At 39.8% G+C, this 14,453-nt stretch carries 9 protein-coding genes and 1 tRNA gene; 7 read left to right on the top strand and 3 right to left on the bottom strand.

Translation table 11 applies throughout. The annotated features are described in order from the left end of the window. Both UABAM_RS10465 and UABAM_RS10460 read right to left on the bottom strand, forming a co-directional pair. Positions 1 to 1,362 (bottom strand): M1 aminopeptidase family protein, encoded by a 1,362-nt coding sequence (locus UABAM_RS10465; RefSeq protein ID WP_151967949.1) that lies wholly within the window; start codon positions 1,360 to 1,362, stop codon positions 1 to 3. 98 nt (positions 1,363 to 1,460) lie between these two features. Next, a complete protein-coding gene (locus UABAM_RS10460) occupies positions 1,461 to 6,710 on the bottom strand; it encodes a HEAT repeat domain-containing protein (RefSeq protein ID WP_173013239.1) in 5,250 nt (1,749 codons plus the stop codon). Between the two features lie 39 nt (positions 6,711 to 6,749). On the opposite strand from UABAM_RS10460, the gene UABAM_RS10455 reads away from it, so the two are divergent. The 4 genes from UABAM_RS10455 to UABAM_RS10440 all read left to right on the top strand — a co-directional run bounded on the left by UABAM_RS10455 (position 6,750) and on the right by UABAM_RS10440 (position 10,531). Beyond that, the gene (locus UABAM_RS10455; RefSeq protein WP_151967947.1) at positions 6,750 to 8,657 is read left to right on the top strand and encodes a serine/threonine protein kinase; all 1,908 of its coding nucleotides are present in this window, start codon (positions 6,750 to 6,752) and stop codon (positions 8,655 to 8,657) included. A 95-nt stretch (positions 8,658 to 8,752) separates the two neighbouring features. Beyond that, positions 8,753 to 9,223, top strand: coding sequence for a hypothetical protein (locus tag UABAM_RS10450; protein WP_151967946.1), 471 nt, complete (start codon positions 8,753 to 8,755; stop codon positions 9,221 to 9,223). Positions 9,224 to 9,374: 151 nt separating this feature from the next. Then, positions 9,375 to 9,447 (top strand) — tRNA-Ala (locus UABAM_RS10445). Positions 9,448 to 9,550: 103 nt separating this feature from the next. Then, complete coding sequence (locus UABAM_RS10440; RefSeq protein ID WP_151967945.1) at positions 9,551 to 10,531, top strand: hypothetical protein; 981 nt, start codon at positions 9,551 to 9,553, stop codon at positions 10,529 to 10,531. Positions 10,532 to 10,630: 99 nt separating this feature from the next. Here UABAM_RS10440 and UABAM_RS10435 read toward each other — a convergent pair whose 3' ends face one another. Continuing rightward, the gene (locus UABAM_RS10435) at positions 10,631 to 11,665 is read right to left on the bottom strand and encodes a serine/threonine protein kinase (protein WP_151967944.1); all 1,035 of its coding nucleotides are present in this window, start codon (positions 11,663 to 11,665) and stop codon (positions 10,631 to 10,633) included. Positions 11,666 to 11,869: 204 nt separating this feature from the next. Between UABAM_RS10435 and UABAM_RS10430 the strand changes: the two genes are divergently transcribed. The 3 genes from UABAM_RS10430 to UABAM_RS10420 all read left to right on the top strand — a co-directional run bounded on the left by UABAM_RS10430 (position 11,870) and on the right by UABAM_RS10420 (position 14,361). Next, positions 11,870 to 12,961, top strand: coding sequence for a hypothetical protein (locus tag UABAM_RS10430; protein ID WP_151967943.1), 1,092 nt, complete (start codon positions 11,870 to 11,872; stop codon positions 12,959 to 12,961). A 2-nt stretch (positions 12,962 to 12,963) separates the two neighbouring features. After that, positions 12,964 to 13,527 (top strand): hypothetical protein, encoded by a 564-nt coding sequence (locus UABAM_RS10425; protein WP_151967942.1) that lies wholly within the window; start codon positions 12,964 to 12,966, stop codon positions 13,525 to 13,527. Positions 13,528 to 13,668: 141 nt separating this feature from the next. Beyond that, positions 13,669 to 14,361 carry a response regulator gene (locus tag UABAM_RS10420; RefSeq protein WP_151967941.1) on the top strand — a complete coding sequence of 231 codons (693 nt, stop codon included), beginning with the start codon at positions 13,669 to 13,671 and terminating at the stop codon, positions 14,359 to 14,361. The last annotated feature ends 92 nt before the right edge of the window (positions 14,362 to 14,453 follow it).

The following is a 14,453-nucleotide window of genomic DNA, read 5'->3' as shown; positions in this document are numbered from 1 at the left end:
TTATAGATTGTCGCGCAATTCTTCTGCGGTAAAAGGACGGCATACAGAGTCGTGATTGTCGCAAGCGTGTTGCTCGCTCATAAGAGCTTCTTCGCCTTGTCCGTATATGTAACGATCAAAACGATCGAATAAACTCTTACCTGCTTTTTTCTCAATAAATGCTTTGAATTGCTCGGTGGTGATATTTTTATGATGATTGTTCGCGAAAAGTTCGCGTAATTGCTTTTTCATACCACCTTGTGCGCTTAAAATATAATCTAGTTCCGCAATAAAAGTCATACCTGAGCTGTAAGATGCATATGGTGTATGACGACGATACTCAGAGTGACCTGCAAGGTTTACGGGAGTACGGTTTGCAGGAGCTTTACGTGGATAGCCTTTGTCTCTCCAACTTGCAATAGCTTCGTCCATCCATCCAGAGTTACCACTTGATGGCATAACGCCACGTGCGAACCACGAGTGAGTAAGTTCGTGACCTAACGCCCACAATGAAGTGATTGTTGCTCCACAGTGTTCCATTCCTCCGCCGCTTGGTGTCATATACGCGATGAATTGTGGATGGCAAAAAGGACCGAAAGTACTTTCAAGTTCCGCCATGTATTTCTTCAAATCACGCATACCGTTGTTTGCCAAAGAAGAGCTTTTCGCATAAACAGTTAGCGGAATTGTTTTTTCCATGCCTTTGTAATCATACTCGACAATTGTCATTGCATTTGGATTGACAATGTGTAAGTAGAAAGAAGAAGCGGTAAAGTATTGTGGAAATGAAATAGAAAACTGGTTGCTACCTAGTTTTTGCATCGTTCCATTTGCCATAACGCGATGTTCATAACTCGCATTCAATATTTTTAACTGTAGTTGTGTTGGGTACTGATCGAATTCCAAGTTACCTGGAATGTATTGTTCGATAAAAGTACGCTTACTCAAGTCAGACATAAAAAAACCAAGCTTAACACCTTGAGAAGTGAACTCTAGGTTTTTGGTGAATGAGTTGGTGATTTGTAACTCATGCATACCTGCAGCAAGTTGCTTGCGTACAACGCGTACAGTTGTTGCGTTGCCAGGTGAATTGACTGATGGGCAGCTTTGTGCCGATAACTCTTGACCATCCACTTTCGCAGAACTTACTGAGGGAACAAGATCAAATATAGGATATCCATCTTGTGGTTGGAAAAAAGAAATGCTTGTTACCGCGGTAGCCTTACGAGCTTTTACATCTAGAACTAGATCAACTTTAACTTGTTGGAAATCGACAAATACTGCTTTTCCATCAAATTGGTTAAAGTTCTGTGGTGCTTTGTCTAGATCGTTTGCCACAAGACTGACACACAAAACAATACTTAAAAACAATAGTTTTTTCATAAAGAAAAATCCCTTCAATAAGATTTTCATAAACGCGGTAAGTCCGCGCTTTAAATTTTATTATGAAATCATTATATCAGGGATTTTTGATTGTGTCATCAATTATCTTGCGGCGACTTGTTGAGTAGTATGTCGATGACTTCTTCTGCCTTACGTCGTACCAGTGGATTGGAGTCTTTTGCCATCTCTTCGAGGATAATTTTGACACCAGTGACACTTTTCATTTGTGTAAGTGTGTGCATTGCTTGCTTTGCACCAATGCGATGGTAACGCTCGCGCATCGCTCTTTTTAAATAAGTGGTCACGTACTGCGGAGAAATGTTAATAAGACGCTGTAAAATTTTCAAGCTATTGTCTTGCGATACTTCCAAAAGCTCGGTGAGGTTAATAAGAGCAATTTGTTTTTCTCCGATAACATGCATTAAATTCCAGTAGATAATGCGTGTTTCTTCGGAGCGCAGGGTCATTTTTTGCAAAGTAGGCAACACAAGAGGTTGAAAACGAATAGTTGTGTGCTTTTCCAAAGCCTGTAGGAAAAGTAATGTAAAATTATCTTCTTTGCTACCAATATGCTTCGCGATTGTTTTTATGGCAATCTCTGCTTTTTTGGGAGCCATATTGTGCAGAGACGCGATGGCATTTCTTTTCTCGCGAGCGACATCACTTTGGAGCGCATCTTCAATAAGTGGAAGTACCATTTTTCCCAGTTGTGCAAAGACGATGATCACCGCTTCTTGTACTTGCTTACTGTCATCATTGATTAATTTGCGAACGACGGGAAATAATGTTTTCGCACGTAGTCCCATTTTTCCTACGGCTTTTACTGCCGCAGATCTTATCTTGGGGCTAGGGTCTTGCAACGAGATACGAATATCTTCGACATTGTACATCGACGTCATTTCCAATAAAACGCGTTGCGCCTCACTACTAATTTCTTCGTCGTTGGCCTGTGCTAGGTCTAACAAGTTGGACATGGCTTCTACTGGCCAAACCTTTAATTTAGGTAGCATAGCTGTCGCATTAATTGCCGCTTGTTTATTTTTGCCCTTCATCCACATAAACAAAAATTTTGTTATCTGGTTTTGTGGAAGGTTTCTTTTTTGTTGTAGTTCTAACACAATTTGTGGAAATTTGTGTGTGGCGTAGGAATAACTTTGTGCTATCTGGTAGCAGTCTTCTACTGTAGATATACTAGCCCATTGCGGAAATAGATGTTCTGATATTTGTGGTTTATTTTCTACCGCTGTTGCTAGTTGAGAAAATATTTTGTCGATTTGTGGTTTATTTTTGTACAAAATAATCAAGTCGATGCATGAACGAACAATTTCTGCATCGCGATGTTGTAGAAGCTTTGCATATGTCGTGAATAAGCGTGGGTGTTGTAAACGAAAATGGTGAGCGACTTTGCATGTTGCCTTTTGCGAAATATTCTTATTCAGGCCGCGAAATATGCTTTTTATATCCGCTGTCTTCCACAAATATGGTTTTTGTATAGATGTAATGGCTTTGGCGAACGAGTTGCGTACGATTTCACGGGAGTTTTGTAAAAACTGCAAACATACGGGCATGGCAATTTTCGGTTTTTTGCGCAGAGCGAACTGTATGCAACTAATAGCCCTTTGGCGTTTACTTTGATTCTTTTGCTGAATTACTTTACTGCAAAAAGTGATGAGTGGTAAAGCGATTTGTGAAAAGTTTTGCTCGCGAACCATTTCCTCTATCATGAGTTGTGCGGCATCGAGAACATGAGAGTTTTGCTGTTGAAAAGCGGCACGCAACAGTAGTAAGTTTTTGTCGATACTTACAATTTGCGATAAAATGCTGCCAATGACACGGCGTTGATCTTTGGAACTACCTATTTTCCAACGTTGTAAGACGGTGTTGATCGCAGGGGTTTTGTCTTGCTGCCACAATTCATAAGTGTTGACAAGCCAAATGGCCATCTGTAATTTTTCGTCGAGGTTGTTGGAACTAAGAGCAAGTTTGGTTTTTTCCTCAAGTGATGAAGATAATTTTGCATCGTTGAGAATTTGTGAATCTTTATAAATAATGAGGCGTAACGCTGCCCATTTGCGATTTTGCCCGTCCTTGTCGTGCAATAAAGTTTTGCTTAAAAAAGGAACTAAATCTTGTTTGTGTTTGACAAAAAGAGAATTGTAATACTTTTCAATTTCACTTAACGCTGCAAGACGCAAGTCACCATCTTGATGTTCAAGTGCAGTTGTGGTAAGCGCTTGTTCGTTATGTGGAGCACCTATTTGCCGTAAGGCCATAAAGGCCGCAAAGCGTACCATACTTTCGTTATCCTTTAGTAGATTTTGCAACTCCTGAGTGACATTTTTCGCAGCAGTACCCAATTGCGCGAGCGCGTATGCGGCATCACGACGTACATATGTGTTATCGTTTTGTAGAGATTTTGCTAAGGGCTCAATTCCTTCTTTACCCCACTGCGCGAAAACTTTAATACACAGAAGACGTATGTCTTCTCGTGGATTTTGCAACTCCTTTTCGACATGTTCTTTCGCGACCACACTCACTTTTTGTATCGCGACCATGCCTTCTAGTGCGATCTTTTTTAGCTCATTGTCGCTTTCTTGGATGGCTTGTGTCAAAAAGGGAATAAAATTTTTCGGGGATACAATTTGCTGTACAGTTAGTGCGCGTATGGCGCGCTTTTTATTTGCTTGGTAAGGACTTTGCATAATAAGCTTGAGGCCTTCAATTGCTTTTTTCTCAGGTGAGATAATATTTTGCAGTTCGCGATATATCAAAGTATTTAGTTGCGAGAAATATTGTCTGTCAAAGAATAGATCTGCTTGGTAGCTCTTTCCTTCTAGAAGTATTTGCAGATTTTCAAACTCTATTTTACTCTGGTGATACTCTAGAAGTTGTGTCTGCCCGAGTGATATTACGCGACGTAAGTAGTTTACTGCTTTGCCAAAAGATTTTTGGCGAATATTTTGTAGAGCTAAGTAAAAGTAGGCGATGGTTTGTTGCTGTTTACTCAAAGAAATATCCCATGAAAAAGTAGCATCTTCCAAAGATTGCGATGGTAAGTTTTGCGCCAGATATTTTGTTACATATCCTTTTAAATGCTTGCGTACGGGATAGCGGTCGATGTGGTCAAGAAGTTCAAGGGCGGACTGTTTTTTGCCCAATAGAATGTAGGTGGCGAGTAAATATCCTTCGTAGGAACTGTTGCGTGCGCTTTGTGGTAGCGAAAGTAGCAAGTCATCCATTTGTTTATATTTTTTTTGCAAACGATACAAATTGGCGAGACCCAGTACGGCTTCCAAATTTTGTGGTTGGGCACTTAAGACTTCACCAAAGTATTTCTCTGAAGTGGCATAGTGGTCACTTCCTTGTCTCATTGCCGCTTGGGCGAGATAAAGTGAAAACTTTTGTCGTAGCTGCGGATTATCTATTTTTCTATTTTTGAAAATGTACTTTAGTTGGTAAAGCACTTCATACCATTTATTGCCATTGCCATCAATAATCGATTGTAACAGTTCTGCATACAAAGCCGAAGGATTCTCTTGGTCAAACCCGAGCGCGACATAAGCATTTTCCAAAAGCTCACGCGAATTTTGTTCAAATAAGTTGTGGGAGGTTTGTACAAGCATAACATTGAAAATTAAACGACGGTTTTCCAATGTTTGCCGGCGTCTAAGTTCGGCAATGGCTAAGTCAATGCGATTTTGCAATAAAAACGCTAGGCCTCTTAGCCTGTATGCTTTAGGTTGTAACTCTGTTACTTGCTGTTGATATAGTTCTTCGTATTGTGGAGAGCGCCGTAAGTGTTCAATTTGCTCAAAGTATTTTTCGATATTATTGAGTGCTTCATCTGTATCTAACAAATTTAGATTGGCATCGGTCATTTGCAAATAAGTCTGCACAGATTTCCACCGCGCCGGGTGATAGGTCTCATCTTTAGAGAGAGCTTTTAAGTAAAAATTTTGTCGTGCGATGGGGTCATGTTTAAACTGTTCGCGCTCTGCGGCGGCCATGAGTAGAGATATTTCGTGTGAAATAACATTGCGAATAAAAGAGTTAATACCCAGCGAAAAAGAAGATGCCCAAGCACAAACAAATGCAATGGCGAGTATTCTTTGTAAAAAGTGTATAGAGTATGGTTGTTTCTCTTCTTTTTGTGGGGTCGGTAGTTTTTCAATTTGCACAGTACATTCTTCCGCAGCTTTGCGATCGATCTCGTCGTGCGCTACCTGCTGAACACTTGTGGCATAAGGCTTTACTTGGTGTACAATATCAAGTACTTTTTCGAGGTTCTCCTTGACGTCGTGAATATTCTTAGGACTCCCCGTACGTACTAGGTTTTCTAAGTCGGTTAGGGTTTCACCTTCGGTGATGTTTTCTACTTTTTCTCCGGTAAATTTATAATGACGCGCACGCTGAAAACTATCTACGGCCATTTGAATTAACATGGCGATTAATGCGACATCAATGACCAGTCGTGTCGCAAAAATAGCACTGTGTGTCAAGAAGGTGGTGGCGCTCATGGTGGTAATACCTAGGTCATAAACTTCAAAGAGATCCATGAAGAGTTGTGTGCGAATTAAATTTTCAATTCCCATCCACAAAAAGCTCGATTGGTCTGGTATCAATGACATATCTTTGGCAGACAAAAACCACGACCAACGAAAAATTTCCACCATACTGACATAGTAAAGCGGTATGACGAGAAAAATGGTTCCTTTTTGGTATGTGCGATTTTCTTCGTTGCCAAGAAAAATGAGTGCCAGGATATACACCATGATAAATACGGCAATGATGAGGCCCAGCAAGTGGTCACGCCCTAGTAGAAATACCATGAAGGGGATGGCGCCAAAAAACAGTGATAAATACAAAATAAATTTAGCGAATAACATGATCGGATGAGTTTGCGAACGTTTTTTGTACAAAAATTGGAATGTCAGTGTTTTGAACATGGGTAGCAAAATTTGCTGGAAGAGAAATAAGTCGAAGAAGTAAATAATTGCTTGAATATTCGACGCACGTTGTGCAATAATATATCCTTGTTCGCAGTAAGGGCAATCTTTTGTAATCCAAGAGCGTAGATGCGCTAAGATATTATAAAAATAGTGTGCCGGAATTGCAACAATAGCGCTCAAAATAGCTGTTAACAACAATTGTTTCCATCTCGGGTCTGTTAAAGGGATTTCTTTGTCTACTAGTTTATCAGCGACTACAGAAGCCGCAGTTGTAAAAAAAAAATAGCCTGCAATTACAAAGAAAATCATAAGCGAAACGTTAATCCACCTGTTTTTGAGTGGATAGCGCGCTATTTTTCCTTGTTGGCAACGCTGACATGTTTGATAAATATTTTCCATAGTATATTCCTGCATATTCTTTGATGTAACGGGGGCATAATGTCCACTTTAACTCTATTTTATCAAGACGTACAAAAAATTTCTGGGTACACAGTCGTCGAAGAAATTCATGCAAAGTCGACAACCAGAATCTACAAAGTACGGGCGAATAGCGAGTACTTTGCGCTAAAAATAGTCGACCAGAGTTCTAAACCTCAACGAATACAACGCTTCAAAAGAGAGCTTCAGTTTCTTCAATTATTTGCTAGTGTATCCGGTGTACCGTGTGTATACAAGTATGGCAACATCCATAACAATCCGTATTATGTAATGGAGTATGTTGAGGGATCATCATTAACTGCTTGTGCAAAAAAATGTTTGGCAGAGCGCGAAGCTTTGCAGATTATAAAAAATCTATGTGTTGTTGTAAAACAAATACACGAAAAACAAGTTTTGCATTGCAACCTTTCTCCTGCGAACATTCTACTTTCTCAAAATCAGGTTTTTGTCATTGGCTTCGGATCTTGTGTACGTTGCGTTGAGTTAACACAAAGTACCGATATTGTTGGTCGCTTGCACTATCTTTCTCCTGAACAAGTAAATGGCAATATTGAAAAACTTGGTCCATGGAGTGATACGTACTCTCTGGGGGCTATACTGTATTTTCTGTTAACGGCCAATGCCCCATTTGATGCTCCTTCAGAAGTGGAAGTAATTCACAATCTCGCCACATGTAACTTACGTTCTGTAAAAGATTATGGCATACAAATCTCGCAAAAGTGTCAATCAATTGTAGAAAGAGCACTATCACAAGATATTTCTGATCGTTATCAAAGTATGAACGAGTTGTTGATTGATGTAATGTGCTGTATGGATATACAAGGCTCTTCCAATGCGACGATTGTGCAACAGAATATCGATCCGTCTGCTATTTTTAGAGAAGAACCGCAAAATTCTTCTTCCCAAGCAACAAAACCTTTTGCCATAAACGATTTACCTCCTTTGCCTGACGATTTATCGTTGGTGGATCGCTTTGCGATGAATGATTTACCTCCCATAGCGAATGACTTACCATTGGTGGATCAATTTGTAGAACGAGATCCTTTACCAGTAGTGAGCGAATCACTACCTAATTTTTCACCAACAATAGATGTTGCTGACGAAAATAAAGCACTTCTACCAGTAACAGAAAACAAGTTTGTCGAAAAATCCGTTGCAAAAGAAGCGCCTAAAAGACCGCGAACGAAAACGAGGCGTTACAGTAAAATGCCAGCAGAAAAACCACGTCATCGTAAAAACAGTGCTCCATCTAAAAGTCATATGCCTTTGTTGTTGTCATTTTCTATCGGTATTGCCATTTCATTGGTGTTTGTGTATCCCTTTTTGGGAAAACGTACAACATCGCAAACAAACAATGATATCAAAAAACCGGGAATAGAAAAAACAGTGGCAATAGAGGAGAAAGAAAAGCCTCAAAAAGATAAAACACCACAAATATCCGCGCCGACACAAAAGAGTGAATACCAAAAACTAAGTAAGGTTTCTTCTTTGTATAATGCACGGTGGCGCTTGCAAAATGGTATATGGGTTGGTACCGCGCAAAAATCTTTTGGGTTGATGACCATTTCCGATTTCCCCAACTGGAAAAACTACGAATTTAAAGCAGATGTTTTGATTAAAGAGGGGCGGTTAGGTATTTTTGTGCGAAATTTTACACAAACAGCGCAATTTCCCAATTTTTTAGGGCAAATGGGGATATTTCCCCATAAAAACCGTTGGTTTAGTGTAACGGCCACTGTGCGAGGAAATCAGTTATTGATCCAAGTGGATAATACGGATCGACGTCTTACTCGTTTTAGTATACCATCGGCAAATCCTGGAGTGGTTGGTTTTGGCTTGGCTATCGAAAGAGCCAATAAAAATGCTTTGGCATATGTCAAAAATATTCGAATGAAAAAATTACCCTAGGGCGTGTCGCGCCCTAACTGTCGTTTTGAGAAAGGAAGAATATTGGCGTCTTGCGCGCCTTGTTTTTACATACGATGAAATATATCCTTTTTGTTATGTTAATTTTTGTACTGTGTGGATGTGGCGGTGGGGAGAGTGTTAGTACTACTGGGACCAATAATGTTGTTGATTTGAGTTACCAAAGCTCGCTGAATCAAAGCTCGGTAAAGAAAAAAACACGAAAATCTTCGCGTTCGAAGAGTAAAAAATCCCGAAAGCCCAAGAAAAAAGCGAAAAGTGTTGTCGGTAGTTGGGAGACTAGGGACGGAAATTTTCACATTCAATTTAGCAGTGGTGGAAAGGGCGTCGCCACACGCGATCGAAGATACAACGGTCATCTTTACACGTACTATCGCGATTTCTCGTGGAAGCAAAAAAGTTCGAAGATTTTGTTGAAATATACCTCGGAAACGACTATTCGCGATGGAGTGAACATTGTGCGTGAGAAAAGCTTATCTGAAAAGGCAACTTTTCGTATATCCGGTAATCAGTTACTTAGAAAGGGCAGTTCACTATATCGTAAATAGCCCAAACGCATAGGTAGTCCTTATACAATTTACCAATAAAAGCTTGGCGAAAAACACATGGAAACAAGACATGTTTTTTTGCCAATAAGTTTTTTAAAATTTTGCTTGACAAAAAATAGAGATTTACGGTATTATTCTAGCTCAAAATACAGGGGAATTAGCTCAGTTGGGAGAGCGCGACAATGGCATTGTTGAGGTCAGGGGTTCAAATCCCCTATTCTCCATCTTTCAAATCTTCTATTCCACTCAATTTTAACAACACCACCTATTCTCTATACATCCCTATTCGCCCATATTGCAAAAGCTATTTTTTTTAGGAAACGAAAAATGAAAAATATTGCATTTGTTGTTACTATCATGATTTTTTTTCTACTATCATGCGTTGAAAACACCGTGACGCGTCCGATCAATGATTCGGGAAATCGAACTCCTGTATACATGGGAGACAACAACCCACCTGCTGATGATCCTGTGCAGGATGATTCGAATTCTTGGCAAGAGGAAGAGCTGAGAAGAAAGGTAAGAGAGTACCCTGTTATCCTTGCTGTAGACCCTGTAAAAGAAGTTCTTGTACAACCAGAAATGATTTTTGCAGAAATTACACAATCGCTGAGTGGTACTTTTACGATTAAAGATGCGCATCAACTCGATCAGGATATCAAAAATGAAGTGATGTCAACCACCGGCAGTGGTATGCTGACTTATCAAGACATTCTTTTCCGCAAATTTAGCGCTGCGGATATATGTGTTTACCTGTGGTGTGAAGTCAACCCATATGATGGTAACGTTCAAGGAGTACCCAAAAGATTTTACGAAGCGCGTTTAGGGTGTCGTGTTGTGGACATGTTTACAAAACAAAGCTTGGCAAATATTGTGAAAAGTTCTGGAAGAAAATATTACCCAAGTGGTAGTGTTGACGACAAACAAAGACGAGCAGTGGAGACAGTTTTGCCAGAGTTGTCTTCGGAGCTGCAAGCAACTCTGGACGGTCGTTTACAAGATATCATCAAAAATAGTTTCCGTATACGCGGTGTGATTGAAATACCTGAAAAATTGCAGACCTTCAAAACAGTACTTAAAGACCTAGAACACGAAAATTATTTTCGAATCAAAAGAGTCATCAATGAATCGGCGCACTTTGAATACGAGATTTCAAATCCTTCACGTAGTGTAAGCGGAGTAGCTGAACTACTAACAGATTCCGCAGAGTCCGAAGGACTGTTTATCAAAGTACGCGCAACCGAGCGTGCAAATACTAAATTGATACAGGTCAGTTTACAAGAAGAAGCTGACGACTCTGATTTTTAAAGTCACCCGTTTTTCTCATAGACTATGGGAATCAAAATGGAAATGTAGGGGCGGACCTAGTGTCCGCCCGTCGCTCAAATAATCCCATCTAAACCACACCTATAAAGCGGTCAACGCTTCCTCTATCTTTGTCTTTAGCTCTGCATAATCCGCATAGCGATCTTCTTTTTCAACCGCCATGGCCTTTCCCGCTATCTCAACGATCGGATCAGGAATGTCGGGGTTTAGTTCGCGTATGGGTTGCAATTTTCCACTCTTGATCGCATGCATTATATCTACGACATCGGTGATTTTATAATACGGTTTGTGTTTGGTCGCCATAAAGTATAAGGTAGCACCTAGTGCGTAGATATCTACTCGGTGGTCCATGTCTCTCTGTATAAAATGCTCCACAGGCATAAAATGTGGTGTGCCAGCAATGACTCCGTCTAGAGTGAGTGCATGGTAATGATTTCCCAAACTTTTTGCCAAACCAAAATCGACGAGCATGGGCATATTTCCCTGATCGCGATGCATGATGACATTTTGTGGTTTAATGTCACGGTGTATGATTTTAAAATTTTCGTATCCATATTCTAAAGCAGAGGCTAAGCGATGGATAATAAGTAGTTGCATCGAATAGTCGCTATAAAGCTCGTCTACGGCCTCATCAAGCGTTTTACCTGGTATATAATCCATAGATAGGTAAGGGTTGCCATTAATGTTTCCGGTGTCTTTGACCTTGACAATGTTGTGATGATTTAACTCCAGTAAAATTTGTGCTTCGCGTATAAAGTAGTTGACAAAACTACGCGACATTTCTGATTTTCTTTTCTTTTGTGTGTATTTCTTAAATTTGAGAAGTTTTAAAGCCACTCTTTCATTGCGGTCTGGATCGTATGCTAGATAAACCTTGGCAAAAGTTCCCTCTGATATTTTTTTGATGATTTGGTACTTCCCAAGGAGCATTGCAGAAGTTCCCTGTTTGAGAAGCAACGGAGAGTTATTTACTTTGCGCGTATGTGCTTTTTCTTCCGCACCAGGGAAACTGAACATAACTTTACCACACTGTGTACAGCATAACTTTACCACCGAATTCTCTGTTACGTTCACTTCCACTTCATTATCACAGCAGTTGGCCTTGTAAGTTTTCAAAGTGCCCTCCGTTCGTCGTGTTTTATGTGCTATTTTGTAATCGATCTAGGGTAGACGCCCTAATATATCTTATAATATATTATCTTAGAAGTATGTAAAAACAAAAAAGTTGCATAAATTTTTGTGCAGTATGCGCCTATTTTGTCGAAGTGCCTCTTATAATGCATGTAAAACAAATTTTATGTATATTTTAAGGAGAGGCTTATGTTGCGAGTTATGACTCTATTTTTTTGTGTACTTACATGGATTTTTAGCGACGAACAAATAAAGCTAAACCCCAGTGAATTTTTGGATACCGTAGTTAAACTACCACACTTTTTAGAGAAAGAGCGTGCGGAAAGTCAAAAAACTTTTGCGGAGTTACGTCGTAACACAAATGTACGCCGTAATACAAACGTACGCCCTCAAAGACGTTTTCGATCACAACGCTTGGTTCGTAAGTCAATAGCGAATCGCAATGTAGAGAATCGTTCATCTGCCAGCGAGGTATTTGTTATTGGTACTCACTTAGGAAAAGAAATCACGAAATCTTTGCACAAGAGTTTAGGCGATGCATTTTCAGGTCGTCAGATAAATCAATTGCAACAGAAAATTTCTCGTGCAGTAAAAACAACGACGCGTAGTTTTGATAACAGTGCCTTTTTTATTGATGTCAAAAGCGGAGAATTAAAAGCTTTTGTTCGTGCGGACGATTTTGCTGGACGTGCAGGGAAAAGTTTTCAAAGATCTGATTTATTGGGGAAAACTGTGGCGGTGGGCAATGAAAACTTTACGGTGGTAAAAGCAAAGAATTTTTCTCCTATCATCATTGATATGGATGGGAATAATAAACCAGATGTGGCACATGGTGAATGGCGCCCACATGCTCCGAAATTTTTTGCGCAACGTACGGTGTTATTTGATATTTCTGGTGACGGAAATTTAGAACTTATGGAGTGGTTGGGAGAAAAAGATGCTTTGTTAGTTTGGCCAGAAATTGACGGCCAGGTTGTAAATGGGCATAACTTGTTTGGAACAGCAGGAGGTTTTAAAGACGGGTATGCAAAAATGTCGATACTTTTGGATGAAGACAAGAATGGCTGGTTAGATAAAAAAGAGCTACAAGGCTTGTGCTTGTGGCAAGATCGCAACGGAGATGCTTGTGCACAACCAAGTGAGATTTTGGATGTGTTGGAGTATGGACTAGAAAAAATTAAAGTGACCCATAAAAACTTTGTTTCGCATTGTTATGTGAAGGGAAAAAAAGTAAGAACATGGGACTGGTGGCCTGCCGGGTTCGAGTTAAAAAGAAAGTAGAGATGAAGTATAATGCATGTTTTGCAGCAGTGAGTGTCATGATTTTCATATGGTGTAGTAGTGGTATTGCCTTAAAAAATTCGCGTAGAAATAGTATATTTTTACGCGATGTAGACGAGAAAGCCGTTGTATATACATTTCGTTACGAAGACCGGGAGGTACGTAATGCCATTGTTGAAAACATTTGTAAAGAATTATTTACTGCACAGCCTAGTCAACAACTGTTTAATAAATTACTAAAGCAAATATATACCTCTTCTGCAAATGTATCCCCTGACGTTCTTAATCTGCAAGGACGTCTTTTTTTGTACAAAGTCATGTTAGATTGTCAGGAAAAAGTTTACAGCCGTGCGTGGATTGAACTTTGGAAAACTTGTGCCATGGAATCGTGGAGAGCCGCAGCAAAAGGTTATGGAAAAAGTTCAGCGCATTTTTGTTTGTATATCCAAGATTGGATGCCCGAAAAACACTTGTTTGTGGAAGAAAGCAAAAGGGGTTTTATTTGTGGAGATAATAAAAAAAGTATGTTGTATCTTTTGCGGAATGCCTTTGTAAAAAGCCCTTAGAAATAATAATATGGTTTTTTGTTTTTGAACTTGTAATCTAATGTAAATTACCTGACAATAGGCACTACTATTTCTTTACCGCTGTTATTTCTTCACAACTTTGTGTTCTATCTGGTTTTAAAGAGTCACGAAAGGAAAATCATGCTGACAGGTAAAATTCTCGTAGTTGAGGATGAGAAAGACATTCTGGAATTGATTACCTATAACTTGACAAAAAACGGATTTGAAGTAAATGGTGTGACTTCGGGGGAACAGGCTCTTAAAATAGCCCGAAGCAATTGGCCTGACTTGGTAGTTCTCGATTTAATGCTACCTGGGGTGGAAGGTTTAGATGTTTGTCGCCTGATGAAGGGGGATGCAAAAACGAAAAACATTCCTATTGTGATTGTAACCGCTAAAGCAGAAGAGGCCGATATCGTAACGGGGCTGGAGCTGGGGGCAGATGATTATATAACGAAACCCTTTAGCCCACGGGTTTTAGTGGCAAGAGTCAAGGCCGTTTTACGCCGCAACGAAGCACAAGACGAAGAGTCAGGTGACAAGGCCATTGCCGTGCATGGTATTACGATTCATCCTGGTCGATACGAAGTGTTGGTGAACAATTCCCCTGTAGAGCTGACCTTGACAGAGTTTCGAATTTTGCATTTTCTTGCGTGTCATCCTGGTTGGGTATATACGCGAAATCAAATACTTGATGCGGCAAAAGGAGAAGATTATATTGTAACAGATCGTTCCGTTGATGTACAAATTGCCAGTTTACGTAAGAAGCTAGGATCAGCAAGCAAATATATTGAAACTGTGCGTGGTATAGGGTATCGTTTAAAGGAATGTTAACGGTTAACAAAACAATACCAATTTTGATAAAGCATCCCTTCGATGGGTGCAATGTTGTCTCTTTATAGATTTTTATAGTTTTATTCAACGGA

It is taken from the genome of Candidatus Uabimicrobium amorphum, assembly GCF_009002475.1.
GTDB classification, from domain to species: Bacteria; Planctomycetota; Uabimicrobiia; order Uabimicrobiales; family Uabimicrobiaceae; genus Uabimicrobium; species Uabimicrobium amorphum.
This window is presented reverse-complemented; position numbering and strand designations above follow the sequence as displayed.

Coding starts and splice junctions, on each gene's coding strand:
- UABAM_RS10465 (WP_151967949.1), bottom strand. CDS start 1,362: ATGAAAAAACTATTGTTTTTAAGTATTGTTTTGTGTGTCAGTCTTGTG.
- UABAM_RS10460 (WP_173013239.1), bottom strand. CDS start 6,710: ATGGAAAATATTTATCAAACATGTCAGCGTTGCCAACAAGGAAAAATA.
- UABAM_RS10455 (WP_151967947.1), top strand. CDS start 6,750: ATGTCCACTTTAACTCTATTTTATCAAGACGTACAAAAAATTTCTGGG.
- UABAM_RS10450 (WP_151967946.1), top strand. CDS start 8,753: ATGTTAATTTTTGTACTGTGTGGATGTGGCGGTGGGGAGAGTGTTAGT.
- UABAM_RS10440 (WP_151967945.1), top strand. CDS start 9,551: ATGAAAAATATTGCATTTGTTGTTACTATCATGATTTTTTTTCTACTA.
- UABAM_RS10430 (WP_151967943.1), top strand. CDS start 11,870: ATGTTGCGAGTTATGACTCTATTTTTTTGTGTACTTACATGGATTTTT.
- UABAM_RS10425 (WP_151967942.1), top strand. CDS start 12,964: ATGAAGTATAATGCATGTTTTGCAGCAGTGAGTGTCATGATTTTCATA.
- UABAM_RS10420 (WP_151967941.1), top strand. CDS start 13,669: ATGCTGACAGGTAAAATTCTCGTAGTTGAGGATGAGAAAGACATTCTG.